We start from the raw sequence: 13,081 nt of genomic DNA, 5'->3' as shown, positions 1-13,081 counted from the left end.
GGCTGGATCCGCAGGGCGTGGAGGGACGTGGCCAAGCCGTCATACTGGGCCACCAGCTGCACCAGGCCCACGAGCTCCGCCTCGGTCAGGTGCGTGGCCACCTTCTCCCACGTGCCGTCGGCGATGTCCTTGGTCCGCACGAGCTCGTCCACCGCGGTCAACACCGCCCGCAACCGATCCGACCACCCGGCGGATCGGGGATCGTGCAGGGTGCGGGCGATCTCGTCGTCGTCGAGCCCCACCCGCGCGCCGATCCGCTCGTGGTGGGCCCGTTCGTAGGCGCTGTCCCGGAGGTGGGCGACGCGCAGGATGACCAGCTCTGTGGTCCGGCGGTCGAGGACCCCGAACGGCATCATCATCCCGGAGTAGGCCAACCACGCGGGGAACAGTCGGCGTGCGCGGCCGAGTGTGGCGAACAGATGGACGTCGCGGCTGCCGGTGACGCGGGCTCCCACGCGGTTGACGGCCCAGCCCACCGGACCGAGTTCGCGGAACCCGCCGGGGCGGATTCGGGGCCGGCCCGGGTCCCCGGGGTCACTGTCGGTGTGGTGTGCCTGGCTCATGGCCGTCAGGGTAGGGCAGGGGAGGTCGTCCGGGAGTGGGGATCGTCGAGCAGATACGGCGAGAGCGACGATCGATGCGCATCGACCCTGAGTGTGCGGTTGAGCGGCGGGAAGGCACGCTGGGGGCAGGCGGGTCTCTCGCACATGCGGCACCCGGATCCGATCTTGGTGGCGGCGTCGGCGTCGGCGAGGTCCAGACCCTGCGCGTAGACGGTGCGGTGGGCGTGCCGGGCCTCGCAGCCCAGACCGATCGCGAAGGTCTTGCGGGGTTGGCCGAACCGCATGGGCCGGGTGGTCACGGTCCGCGAGACCCACAGGTGCAGGCGGCCGTCGGGCAACTCCGCGACCTGCCGCATGATCTTGCCGGGGAACGAGAAGGTCTCGTAGACGTTCCACAACGGGCACGTGCCGCCCGAGGTGGTGAAGTGGACGCCGGAGGCCGACTGCCGCTTGGACATGTTCCCCGCGCGGTCCACCCGCACGAAGCTGAAGGGCACCCCGGCGGCGCCCGGGCGCTGGAGCGTCGACAGGCGGTGGCACACGGTCTCGTAGCCCGTCGCATAGAAGGTCATCAGGCGTTCGACGTCGTAGCGGAAGTCCTCGGCGGTGTCGAGGAAGCGCTGGTAGGGCATCAGTACGGCGGCGGCGAAGTAGTTGGCCAGCCCGCGCTGGGCCAGGGAGGCGGCGGCGGGGGAGCTGAAGGCGCCGTCGGCCACCAGCTGGTCGAGCAGTTCGTGGTGCTCGAGGAACGCGAGCTCCGATGCCACGCGGAAGGCCTGTTGCCCCCCGGTCAGGTGCGCGGACAGGTCGAGCCGACGGTCGCGGTCGGAGTAGCGGTGCCACAGGCCGTCGGGCAGGTCCACGCGGCGCGCGACCCGGACCCCGTGGGTCTCGGCGAGCCGGTTCTCGAGCTCGGCGCGGACGTCGCCGCGGTTCATCCGGATCCGGGTGGTGAGCTCCTCGGCCGCGGTGTCCAGGGAATCGATGTAGTTCTGGCGCTGGTAGAAGTAGTCGCGCACCTCCTCGTGGGGCATGGCCAACGCGAAGGTGTCCGTGTCGTCGGACAGGGCGTTGCGACTCTCGGTGAGGGCGGCGAGGAGGTCGGCCGAGTTCCGATACCTCTGGTTCAGCACGGCGAAGGCGCGCGCCAGCGACGGGTGGGCACGGACCAGGTCGACCACCTCACCCGCGGGGACGCCGGCGGACACCTGGGGGTCGGACAGGGCCTCGGTCAGTTCCGCGATCAGCCGGGTGTCGGCGTCCGAGGCGAAGAAGGTCGAGTCGACCCCGTACTCCTCGGACAGCCGGGCCAGGACCCGGGAGGTGACCGGGCGCGCGTCCTTCTCGAGCTGGTTGAGATAGCTGGCGGACAGCCCCAGCGTCTCGGCGAACGCCGCCTGGGTAAGCCCCTGCTCCTCCCGCAGGCGTCGCAGGCGTGCGCCCATGTGAGTGGTGGTCATCGTCGGCTCCCGCGGTCGGTGGTGTGCCCCACATTCTTCGCAAAGTTTGCAATCGACGCAAGGAAACTCGCCAGATTCGCATAACTCGCAGGTAGACGGGCTGCGATGAGTGTGGCATCCTTTCGAAGTACAGGACGCCGCGCTCGCAATCGTGCGAAGCCGGCTCCGCCCCCGAGACAGGAAAGAGTCGCGATGTCGAACGTTGGCAAGGCACGTACCGCTGCAGAGATCCAGCAGGACTGGGACACCAATCCCCGCTGGAAGGGCATCACCCGCAACTACACCGCCGAGCAGGTGGCGGAGCTGCAGGGCACCGTCGTCGAGGAGCACACCCTCGCCCGCCGTGGCGCGGAGATCCTCTGGGACAAGGTCAACAACAAGGACTTCGTCAACTCCCTCGGCGCGCTGACCGGCAACCAGGCCGTGCAGCAGATCCGTGCGGGCCTCGAGGCCGTGTACCTCTCCGGCTGGCAGGTCGCCGGCGACGCCAACCTCTCGGGCCACACCTACCCGGACCAGTCGCTGTACCCGGCCAACTCGGTCCCGACCGTCGTGCGTCGGATCAACAACGCGCTGCTCCGCGCCGACGAGATCGCCCGCATCGAGGGTGACACCTCGGTGGAGAACTGGCTCGCCCCGATCGTCGCCGACGCCGAGGCCGGCTTCGGTGGCGCCCTGAACGCCTACGAGCTGCAGAAGGCCATGATCGCGGCCGGCGCCGCGGGCGTGCACTGGGAGGACCAGCTCGCCTCGGAGAAGAAGTGCGGCCACCTCGGTGGCAAGGTGCTCATCCCGACCAACCAGCACATCCGTACGCTGACCTCGGCCCGTCTGGCGGCCGACGTCGCGAACGTCCCGTCGGTCATCATCGCGCGCACCGACGCCGAGGCCGCTACGCTCATCACCTCCGATGTCGACGAGCGTGACCGCCCGTTCATCACCGGCGAGCGCACCGCCGAGGGCTTCTACAACGTCAAGAACGGCATCGAGCCCTGCATCGAGCGCGCCAAGGCCTACGCCCCGTTCTCCGACCTCATCTGGATGGAGACCGGCACCCCGGACCTCGAGTACGCCAAGCAGTTCGCCGAGGCCGTCAAGGCGGAGTTCCCGGACCAGCTCCTGGCCTACAACTGCTCGCCCTCCTTCAACTGGAAGGCGAACCTGGACGACGACACGATCGCCAAGTTCCAGAAGGAGCTCGGCGCGATGGGCTTCAAGTTCCAGTTCATCACGCTGGCCGGCTTCCACTCGCTCAACTACGGCATGTTCGACCTGGCCTACGGCTACGCCCGTAACCAGATGACCGCGTTCGTCGACCTGCAGCAGCGCGAGTTCAAGGCCGCCGAGGAGCGTGGCTTCACCGCCGTCAAGCACCAGCGCGAGGTCGGCGCCGGCTACTTCGACCGCATCGCCACCACGGTCGACCCCAACACGTCCACCGCGGCGCTGAAGGGCTCCACCGAGGAGGGTCAGTTCCACTGACCCCCAGGATCGCCCTCCGGTAGGGCGACCAGCACCATGGCACCACCACACCGGGGGCCGGGATCGTCTCCACGAGGCGGCCCCGGCCCCCGGTCGTGTCCGTGCACTCCGGGCCCGTGCCCGGACCGACCACCCGGTTCGAGAAGGACGTGTCGTAGATGCCCACCACCCGCGAGGTAGCCCCGGAGCCGGGGTCGATCACCCGCGTGGGAGTGGTCGGCTCCGGCCGGATGGGGGCGGGGATCGCCGAGGTCTGCGCGCGCGCCCACGTCGACGTGCTGGTGTGGGACTCCACCCGGGACCTCGCCGAGGCGGGCCGGTCCCGCATCCTCGCCTCCCTCGACCGGGGGGTCTCCTCCGGGAAGATCACCCGGCGCGAGCGTGACCAGGCCGCACTGCGGCTGCGGTTCACCACCGACCTCGGGGACTTCGTCGACCGTCAGCTGGTGATCGAGGCGATCGTCGAGGACGAGGCGGCCAAGGCGGCGGTGTTCCGTGAGCTCGATCAGGTGGTCACCGACCCGGAAGCGGTCCTGGCCTCCAACACCTCGTCCATCCCGATCATGAAACTCGCCTCCTGCACCGCCACTCCGCGGCGCGTGATCGGCATGCACTTCTTCAACCCCGTCCCCGTGCTGCCCCTGGTCGAGCTGGTGAGCACGCTGGAGACGGGCAGGTCCGTGCGCGAGCGCGCCGAGGCGTTCGCCGAGCAGGTCCTGGGCAAGCAGGTGGTGCACTCCGCTGACCGGTCGGGCGCCGTGGTCAACGCTCTGCTCGTGCCCTACCTGCTCTCGGCCATCAGGATGGCGGAGTCCGGGTTCGCCACCCCGGAGGACATCGACAAGGCGATGGTGCTGGGGTGCGCCCACCCGATGGGGCCGCTCTCCCTGGCCGACCTCGTGGGCCTGGACACGGTCAAGGCGATCGCCGAGTCGATGTACGCCGAGTTCCGTGAACCGCTGTACGCACCGCCGCCCCTGCTGCTGCGGATGGTCGAGGCGGGACGGCTGGGCGAGAAGAGCGGCCACGGCTTCTACCGTTACGACGTCCCCCGAGCAGCTGCCCGGGCCACCCGCTGACCGCCGTGAGACGGGAGCTCGAACGCTCGCACCTCGCGCTCACCCGCGCGTCCAGCGTGCTGGGGTACCCGCGCATCGGCCCGCGGCGGGAGCTCAAGCGGGCGCTCGAGCGATACTGGCACGGGGACGGCACACGGTCCGAACTCCTGTCCGTGGGCCGCCGGATCCAGGAGTCGACCTGGCGGGAGCTCCGGGACACGGGGCTGACGCAGATCCCCGGCAACACCTTCTCCTTCTACGACCACATCCTCGACGACGCCCTGCTCATCGGCGCCGTCCCGCACCGTTTCACGGACCTGGTGCGTGGCCTGTCGCCGGTGGACACCCAGTTCGCACTCGCGCGCGGCCGCGCGGACGTGGCTCCACTGGAACTGGTGGCGCTCCAGGGCACCCCGTACCACTACCGTCAGCCCGAGTTCGAGGACTCCTCCGTGCTCGGCCTGGCGCCGGGGGCGCTGCTGGCCGAGGTCGCCCGCGCGCACGAACTGGGGATCGACATCCGGCCGGTGGTCACCGGGCCGGTGTCGCTGCTGCTGTTGAGCAAGGCCTCCCCCACCGCAACACGCGGGTTCCAGCCGATCGAGCTGCTCGACCGGGTGCTCGGACAGTACGAGAGGCTGCTGGAGGTCCTGGCGGAGGCGGGCGTGACCTGCGTCCAGTTCGACGAACCCTGTATGACCATGGAACGCACTCCCGGCGAGGTCGAGCGGCTGCGTCACGCCTATGACCGGTTGTCCGCGTCCCCCACGCGTCCGCGGATCCTGGTCACGGGCCAGTACGGGGACCTGGCCGAGGCGCTGCCCGCGCTCGCGTCGACCGGGGTCGAGGCGATCGGTCTCGACCTGGTCCACGGGTACCGGACCCCCGACGACCTCGCGGCGGTCCCGGGGCTCGCGGACAAGCGGCTCTACGCCGGTGTGGTCGACGGCCAGAACGTCTGGCGCACGGACAAGTTCGAGGTGCTCGAGTATCTGAGGCGGCTCAAGGACACCTTCGCCGACCTGGTGGTGTCGACCTCCTGCACGTTGCTCCACGTGCCCTACGACGTCGGGGCCGAGGAGGACCTGCCCGCGGAACTGGGGGACTGCCTGGCCTTCGCGCGCCAGAAGGTCGCGGAGGTGGTGTCGCTGGCCGACGCGGTGGTCGACGGCCCGACGCCGCGGTGGCGTCCGCTGCCGGAGCGGCCCAGTGCGCGCAGGCCGGACGTGCGGGCCAGGACGGCGGCGGTCGACGACGACGACAAGCTCCGCATGCCCTACCCGGAGCGGGCTCCGCTGCAGGCGGCGCGTCTGGGGCTCCCCATCCTGCCCACCGCGACCCTCGGGTCGTTCCCGCAGACCGTGCAGATCCGCAGGGCCCGCCGGGACCTGGCCGACGGCCGCATCGACTACGAGCGTTATCGCGGCTACCTGCGCGACGAGATCGCCTCGGTGATCCGCCTGCAGGAGGACATCGGTCTCGACGTCCTGGTGCACGGTGAGGTCGAGCGCAACGACATGGTGCAGTACTTCGCGGAACTGCTCGACGGGTTCGCGGCGACCCGGCACGGATGGGTGCAGTCCTACGGGTCCCGCTGCGTGCGCCCACCGATCCTGTACGGGGACGTGGCGCGTCCCGCGCCGATGACGGTCGAGTGGACCGGGTACGCGCAGACCCTCACCGACCGACCGGTCAAGGGGATGGTGACGGGACCGGTGACGATGCTCGCCCGGTCCTTCTGCCGGACCGATCTCGCGCTGTCCGAGGTGGCCACCCAGTTGGCCCTGGTGGTCCGGGACGAGGTGGCGGACCTGGAGGACGCGGGGTTGGCGATCGTGCAGATCGACGAGCCGGCGATCCGCGAGCTGCTGCCGCGGCGCGGGGCGGACAGGCGTGCCTATCTCGAGTGGGCGGTGGCCACGTTCCGCCTTGCCTCCGCAGGCGCCGGTCCGGACACCCAGATCCACACCCACCTGAGCTACTCGTCCCTGCAGGTGATGAAGGAGGCGATCGAGGGGCTCGACGCGGATGTGACGGCGATCGTCGCGACCCGGTCGATCGACTGGGTCCTGGACGCCCTCACGGACCACACCCTCACGCGGCAGGTCGCCCCGGGCGTCTACGAGTCGAGATCGGGGTTCGTCCCCGACATCGACCTGCTCCACGAGAGGTTGCTCGAGGCGGTCGCGGCGGTGGGGGTGGACCGACTGTGGGCGGTCCCGGACGGCGGCCTCAAGACCCGCTACACCTGGCAGCTGGAACCGAGTCTGCGCAACCTCGTTACCGCCGCGCGACGAATCCGCCGGGCGGTTGCCCCCGGGACCTGAGGTTCCAATAGAATCGGGACAAGCAACTCCCGTGCCGCGGCGCCCGGGATCGATAGTAGACGAAAGAGGACGACATCATGGCCGGTCAGACCCTCGAGCACACTGGTGCTGCCATCGTCGAGGAGTACTACCCGACGTACGCCACCGAGGTGGCGCCGACCTACCCGCTGTACTCCACCGAGATCTACGCCGGGTCGGCCATCATGCTGCTGGCGATGAGCATGCTGGGGCTGCCCATCACCGCGCTCGCCTTCTACGTCGACGACATGGACGTGTCCCTCGGCCTGGTCGTGGCGGCGGTCGTGGCCACGGTCGTCGTCTTCGTCGTCGGCCTCGCGGTGTGCATGGTCGGTTTCCGTAAGTACGGACGCAAGGACGCGCACTGACGCTCGACCCGGTCACCGCGGCGGGTGGGCCCGCCCTGGTGGCGGGGGACCCGGCCACTGATGCGGAGCGCAGGTCTGCTCTCCGCCGCATGAAGCTGGTCGCGACGGGGTTTCTGGTCCTGGCCGGGATCATCTTCCTGTTCGCCGAGTACTCGCTGTCCAACGGGGCCGGGGCATGGGCCGGGTACGTGCGTGCGGCGTCCGAGGCGGGGATGATCGGCGGGCTCGCGGACTGGTTCGCCGTGACCGCGCTGTTCCGGCACCCGCTCCGGATCCCCATCCCCCACACGGCTCTCATTCCCAGGAAGAAGGACCAGCTGGGGGCCTCCCTGGGGACCTTCGTGGGCGAGAACTTCCTCGATCCCGAGATGGTGAGCGAGAAGGTACGCAGTGCGAGGATCCCCGCACGGGCGGGCGAGTGGCTCCAGGACGAGGACCATCGTGCGATCGCCTCCGACCAGTCGGCCAAGGCGATCCGGTCCGTCCTGGCGGTCCTCCGTGACGAGGACGCCACGGCGATCATCGAGCGGACCATCGTCGCGCGTATCGCCGAACCGCAGTGGGGCCCGCCGGCGGGACGGATCCTCGGCGAGCTCCTCGCCGAGGGCCGGCACTTGCCGCTGCTCGATCTCATGGCCGACCGGGCCCACGAGTGGGTCGAGGCGCACCCGGAGACCATCGACCGCTGGGTCCGCGAGAAGGCGCCCACCTGGGCGCCACAGTTCGTCAACGAGCTCCTCTCCGATCGTGCCTACCGCGAACTGCGCGAGTGGACCTGGCAGATCAAGGTGGACAAGCAGCACGCCGTCCGCCTCGCCCTGATCGGGTTCGTCGAGGATTTCGCCCGCGACCTCCAGCAGGATCCGGCCACCATGGCCAAGCTCGAGACCTTCAAGGCGGAGGTGATGAACCGCGAGGAGGTCCGTCGTGCGGCGGCGTCCGCCTGGACGGCCGCCAAGCGCATGATCGTCGAGGCCACCGAGGACTCCTCGTCGACCCTCCGGGTGAAGATCGACGACCTCCTGCGCCGACTGGCGGACATGCTGGTCGACGACGAGAAGGTCCGCGCCCGCCTCGACGACTACATGACCCGGACCGCCGCGTACGTGGCCGTGAACTACTCCGGTGAGGTGACGTCGATCATCTCCGAGACGGTGGAGCGCTGGGACGCGGACGAGGCGTCCGAGAAGATCGAACTTCTCGCGGGCAAGGACCTGCAGTTCATCCGGATCAACGGCACGCTCGTGGGTGCGCTGGTGGGTCTGGTCATCCACCAGTTCACCCTGCTCATCTTCTGAGCTGCTCTTCTGATCTGCGCGTCCCCTGCCTGCTCGTTCCCCGACCGCTGTGCTCCTCCGGGGTGTGATCCATTACACGCCCCACCCCGCTTGCTGCTGCTAGCACTCGTTGCTAGCGTTGTGTGCAGACAACGTGAGATGCACGGCGAGAGGAGGTGGACTCCGTGGCCGAGAAGCGAGGCCGGGAGAGCGGTCGACAGCCTGAGTCCGCCTCCGCGCAGGCGGCCGAACCGACCGCAGCGACTCTCGCGCGGAGGACCAAACCGACAGGCGAGGTCCCCCGTCACGACGGTGTCGCCCCACAGGGTGACCACGACAGGCGTGCGTCCGAGTCACAGGACATCGGGTCGTTCATCCGCGCACAGCGGGAAGCCGCCGAGGTGTCCATCCGGCAGCTCGCGGAGCGGGCCGGCGTCTCCAATCCGTATCTGAGTCAGATCGAGCGGGGCCTGCGCAAGCCGTCCGCCGAGGTGCTGGGTCAGATCGCACGAGGTCTGAGGTTGTCCGCCGAGGTGCTCTACGCGCGCGCCGGAATCCTCGAACTGAAGGAGGGGAGCCCGGTGAGGGACGCCATCCTCACCGCGCCCGACCTCACCGAGCGTCAGAGGGAGGTGCTCGTGGAGATCTACGAGTCGTTTCTGTCGAACAACGCGATCGCCGCCGACCAGGTCGTCGACGTGCACTGAGCCCGTCCGACGGCGGCCCGGCAGGGCCACGTGACATCCGAACCCGCAAGACCTGCAGACAACGATCAAGGAGCCGACATGAGCCAGAAGAAGCCCGTTTCCAAGAAGACCCCCGCCCAGGCCGCCGCCGCCCAGGCGGAGTCGCAGTCCAACCCCAAGGGCGGTGCACCCAGCGGACCGCTGGGGCAGGCGCTGTCCGCGGTGCGTACTCCGGTCTACGCCTACGTCGGCGTCAACGACCTCGCGGTCCAGGCCGTGTCCGGCCTGGTCTCCGACCTGCGTCGTCGCGCCGAGGACGCCGTCACCGAGGCTCAGACCAAGGTGAACGAGCGGGTGACCGGCGTGCAGAACCGGGTGACCGAGCGCGTGGCCGACGTGCAGAACCGCGTGAACGAGGTTCCTGACCGCGTGCAGGCGCTGCCGGCCGAGGTCGAGGAGCTGGTGAACCGCTTCCGCCCGGAGGAGCTGCGCAAGGTCGCCGACGCCTACGTCGAGGTCGCGGCCGGCATCTACGGCGGGCTCGCGGCCCGTGGCGAGGACGTCGTGGCTCGCCTGCGCGAGGAGAACCCGCAGCTCGAGGCCGGTCTGGCCCGCGTCAACGAGCAGGTCGCCCGCGCCGCCGGTGCCGTGGAGGAGCAGGTCGAGCTGGGCGAGGACGCGCTCGGTACGGTCGCCCGCCAGACCCGCTCCATCGGGGTCAAGGCCGCGGGCCGCGTGTCCAAGGCCGCCCGTCAGGCCGCTGAGGAGACCGGCACCGCTGCCGACAAGGCCGCCGACAAGGTCGAGGACGCCGCGTACGCCGCTTCGGACGAGGTCCAGAGCGGGGCCGCGAAGGTCGAGGCCAGGACGGCCCAGGCCAAGAAGACGACCGCGAAGAAGGCCCCGGCGAAGAAGGCTCCCGCCAAGAAGGCCCCGGCCAAGAAGACGGCCTCCAAGAGCACTGCCTCCAAGACCACGGCGTCGAAGCAGACCTCGGCGACCAAGTCGGCGTCGGCGGCCAAGAGCACGCCCTCGAAGACCACGGCCTCGAAGACCACGCCCTCCAAGAGCACTGCCTCGAAGCCGGCGTCGGGCTCGACCTCGGGTTCGGCCACGGGCTCGACCTCGGGTTCGACCTCGGGTTCGACCGGCTCGTCGTCGTCCTCCGCCGGCACGTCCTCTGATTCCGGCTCCAACTGAGCCACCGCGGCTGAAACCGCGGTCCGCCGTCCCCCGGCCCGCTCGACCAGAGCGGGCCGGGGGACGGCGTCGTCCTGTCGTCGCGGCACCGTGAATCCACGCCGTGAACATCCGCTTCGGACGGTGCGGACGCGGCGACTACACTGGGCGCCGTGATTGAAGCATTGCCCGGAACCTGGGGCCTGATCCAGGTGGCCATCCAGGCCGCCCTCGTGGCGTGGGCCCTGGTCGGCCTGGTGTTGGCCGTCCTCCCTCCCGCGTCGGCGTATTCGATCGAGGGCAAGTGGCCCAAACCCGCCTGGATCGGAATCTGCGCCGCCGCCGCCCTCTTCTTCGCTATCCGTCCGTTCGGCATCCTCGGGATCGTGGGTATGGTCGCCGTCGGCGTCTTCTTCGCCGATGTCAGACCGGCCGTCGGCGGCAGGCGCAGGTGAGTTCGAGGAGGTCCGCTCCGCTGCAGCGCATCGACGAGCTGGCGGAGACCTCCGGCGCGACCGTCCGCAACATCCGCGTCTACCAGGATCGCGGACTGCTCCAGCCGCCCATCCGCAAGGGCCGGACCGCTCTGTACGGACCCGATCACCGCAGTCGGCTCGAGATGATCCTGCGGCTGCTCAACCGTGGCTACACGTTCGCCACGATCGAGGAACTGCTCATCGCCGAGCGGCACGGGTTCACGCTCGCGGAGTTGCTCGAGGTCGAGAGTGTGCGGAGCGAGCGCAGACCCACCGGGTCCCGCCGGCGGCGCACCCGATCGGAATCACAGGCGGTCGCCTCGTTCGACATCCCCGAGACGCTGAAGGAGGTGGGGGAGTCGATCGGCCTGGTCACCGAACCGGGCGCGGCCGGCCATCTGCTCTCCGACGCCTATATCGCCGAACTCCTGCGGGACCTCATCGTGCTCGGCGTGGACGCGGACGGAATCGAGAAGATCGGTCGTCTGGTCATGGAGGGGCAGGGCAGGGCGGTCGAGGCGATCACCGTGTTGGTGGAGGCCCTCGGTGATGCCGGGATCGACAAGGCGGTACTGGAGAAGCGGGTCCGGTCGACGCTCCCCAGGGCGGGCACGGCCGCGCGGCTGATCTTCCTGTCCGCCGCCGAGACCCTGCTCACCGAGCGCCACGGATTCTCCCGCGACTAAAGCCCCCGCCCGGAGGGGCCCGCGTCAGGTGAACACGACGGTCCGCGCATCGTGCACGAGGACGCGATCTTCCAGGTGCCACCTCAGGCCGCGGGCCAGCACCAACTTCTCCGCGTCGCGGCCCTGCCTGACCATGTCCTGCACGGTCGCGGCGTGATCCACGCGGATGACGTCCTGCTCGATGATGGGCCCCTCGTCGAGATCGGCGGTCACGTAGTGGCAGGTCGCCCCGATGAGCTTGACGCCCCGGATGTGAGCCTGGTGGTACGGGCGCGCACCCACGAAGCTCGGGAGAAAGCTGTGATGGATGTTGATCGCTCGACCGGCCCAATGGGTGCACAGGTCATCGGGCAGGACCTGCATGAAGCGGGCCAGGACGATCGCGTGCGGGTCGACGGCGTCGACGATCGAGGCCACCTCCGCGAACGCGGGGGCCCGTTCGGTCGGATCCGCCGGGAAGGGCACGTGGTGGAACGGGATGCCGTGGGCCTCGGTCATCCCACGGAGGGTGTCGTGATTGCCGATCACCGCACGGATGCGAGCGGGGAAGTCCCCACTGTCGACCCGACCCATGAGGTCGTGCAGGCAGTGCCCCTCCTTGGACACGAGGACGACGATGTCCTTCGGCTCGGCGGAATCGGCGATGTTCCAGTCCGTCTCCGGCCCGAGCTCGGCCGCGACACGGGCGAAGCGCCGACGCAGTTCGTCGAGGTCCATCCCGATCGATTCCGCGTCCACGGCCTGGCGGGTGAAGAACCAGCGGGAGTTCTCGTCCGCGTGGTAGGCCGCCTCCACGATGGTGCCGCCGAGCTCGGCGAGGAACGTGGCGATGCGGGCGACGATGCCGATGCGGTCGGGGCAACCCAGCGAGAGGACGAAACGGCGTGACATGAACGGTCATTGTGCCAGCAGGGGGGCCGGGGAGCCCCGCTAGGCTGACCGTATGGACGCCACCCCACAGACTCACCTGACCCGCGACCGCGTCGCGGCGATGATCGATCACACGCTGCTCTCCCCGGACGCGTCCCGGGAGGACGTGCAGGCCTGCGTGGACGAGGCCCGTGACCTGGCGGTCAAGGCGGTATGCGTGAGCCCGGCGATGCTCCCGGTGCGGGCGGAGGGCCTGACGGTGGCGACGGTGGCGGGCTTCCCGTCCGGCAAGCACCACTCCCTGGTCAAGGCCATGGAGGGCCGATTGGCGGTGGACCAGGGCGCTGTCGAGGTGGACATGGTGATCGACGTGGGTGCGGCGATCGCCGGGGAGGTCGACGAGGTGATGGCCGACGTGCTGACGATGCGGGACGCCGTCCCCCCGCCCACCGTGATCAAGGTGATCCTGGAGACCGCCGCGATCCACCGGGCGCTGGGCGAGGAGGCGGGGGACCGGCGGATCGAGGAGCTGTGCCACGCCGTCGCGCGGGCCGGCGCGGACCTCGTCAAGACCTCCACCGGGTTCCACCCGGCCGGTGGCGCCAGCGTCCGGGCGGTCGCCGCCATGCAC

At 69.8% G+C, this 13,081-nt stretch carries 13 protein-coding genes; 10 read left to right on the top strand and 3 right to left on the bottom strand.

Annotated elements, in window-relative coordinates; translation table 11 throughout:
* Nucleotides 1-563 (bottom strand): carboxymuconolactone decarboxylase family protein (locus IY392_RS07195; RefSeq protein WP_194860862.1); only part of this gene is annotated, 563 nt, incomplete at its 3' end.
* Nucleotides 564-568: 5 nt separating this feature from the next.
* Nucleotides 569-2,023, bottom strand: coding sequence for an acetate metabolism transcriptional regulator RamB (gene ramB, locus IY392_RS07190; protein WP_107757376.1), 1,455 nt, complete (start codon nucleotides 2,021-2,023; stop codon nucleotides 569-571).
* A gap of 192 nt (nucleotides 2,024-2,215) precedes the next feature.
* On the opposite strand from ramB, the gene aceA reads away from it, so the two are divergent.
* The 9 genes from aceA to IY392_RS07145 all read left to right on the top strand — a co-directional run bounded on the left by aceA (nucleotide 2,216) and on the right by IY392_RS07145 (nucleotide 11,580).
* On the top strand, nucleotides 2,216-3,505 hold the full coding sequence (aceA, locus tag IY392_RS07185) for an isocitrate lyase (RefSeq protein WP_182613133.1): 1,290 nt from the start codon (nucleotides 2,216-2,218) through the stop codon (nucleotides 3,503-3,505).
* Nucleotides 3,506-3,663: 158 nt separating this feature from the next.
* On the top strand, nucleotides 3,664-4,584 hold the full coding sequence (locus IY392_RS07180; protein ID WP_107757374.1) for a 3-hydroxybutyryl-CoA dehydrogenase: 921 nt from the start codon (nucleotides 3,664-3,666) through the stop codon (nucleotides 4,582-4,584).
* 5 nt (nucleotides 4,585-4,589) lie between these two features.
* Nucleotides 4,590-6,890, top strand: coding sequence for a 5-methyltetrahydropteroyltriglutamate--homocysteine S-methyltransferase (metE, locus tag IY392_RS07175; protein ID WP_107757373.1), 2,301 nt, complete (start codon nucleotides 4,590-4,592; stop codon nucleotides 6,888-6,890).
* 77 nt (nucleotides 6,891-6,967) lie between these two features.
* Nucleotides 6,968-7,276, top strand: coding sequence for a hypothetical protein (locus IY392_RS07170; protein ID WP_107757372.1), 309 nt, complete (start codon nucleotides 6,968-6,970; stop codon nucleotides 7,274-7,276).
* Nucleotides 7,277-7,365: 89 nt separating this feature from the next.
* Nucleotides 7,366-8,574: a DUF445 domain-containing protein gene (locus tag IY392_RS07165; RefSeq protein WP_107757371.1), complete on the top strand. Its 1,209-nt coding sequence runs from the start codon at nucleotides 7,366-7,368 to the stop codon at nucleotides 8,572-8,574.
* A gap of 164 nt (nucleotides 8,575-8,738) precedes the next feature.
* Complete coding sequence (locus tag IY392_RS07160; RefSeq protein ID WP_194305318.1) at nucleotides 8,739-9,260, top strand: helix-turn-helix domain-containing protein; 522 nt, start codon at nucleotides 8,739-8,741, stop codon at nucleotides 9,258-9,260.
* A 78-nt stretch (nucleotides 9,261-9,338) separates the two neighbouring features.
* Nucleotides 9,339-10,439 carry a hypothetical protein gene (locus tag IY392_RS07155; RefSeq protein ID WP_194860861.1) on the top strand — a complete coding sequence of 367 codons (1,101 nt, stop codon included), beginning with the start codon at nucleotides 9,339-9,341 and terminating at the stop codon, nucleotides 10,437-10,439.
* A 152-nt stretch (nucleotides 10,440-10,591) separates the two neighbouring features.
* Nucleotides 10,592-10,873: a DUF2516 family protein gene (locus IY392_RS07150; protein ID WP_194860860.1), complete on the top strand. Its 282-nt coding sequence runs from the start codon at nucleotides 10,592-10,594 to the stop codon at nucleotides 10,871-10,873.
* Nucleotides 10,870-11,580 (top strand): MerR family transcriptional regulator, encoded by a 711-nt coding sequence (locus IY392_RS07145; protein WP_194860859.1) that lies wholly within the window; start codon nucleotides 10,870-10,872, stop codon nucleotides 11,578-11,580. Before IY392_RS07150 ends, IY392_RS07145 begins: the two co-directional genes overlap by 4 nt.
* A gap of 24 nt (nucleotides 11,581-11,604) precedes the next feature.
* Here the strand turns inward: IY392_RS07145 and purU are convergent, their stop codons facing one another.
* On the bottom strand, nucleotides 11,605-12,471 hold the full coding sequence (purU, locus tag IY392_RS07140) for a formyltetrahydrofolate deformylase (protein ID WP_194860858.1): 867 nt from the start codon (nucleotides 12,469-12,471) through the stop codon (nucleotides 11,605-11,607).
* A gap of 52 nt (nucleotides 12,472-12,523) precedes the next feature.
* Here purU and deoC point away from each other — a divergent pair.
* Nucleotides 12,524-13,081, top strand: a 558-nt coding sequence (deoC, locus tag IY392_RS07135; RefSeq protein WP_194860857.1) for a deoxyribose-phosphate aldolase, incomplete at its 3' end; no start/stop codon positions are given.

This window comes from Dietzia sp. SYD-A1, assembly GCF_015356725.1.
In the GTDB taxonomy this organism is placed as follows: domain Bacteria; phylum Actinomycetota; class Actinomycetes; order Mycobacteriales; family Mycobacteriaceae; genus Dietzia.
Note: the sequence above shows the minus strand (reverse complement) of the source record. Positions and strands in the feature narration are given on the sequence as shown.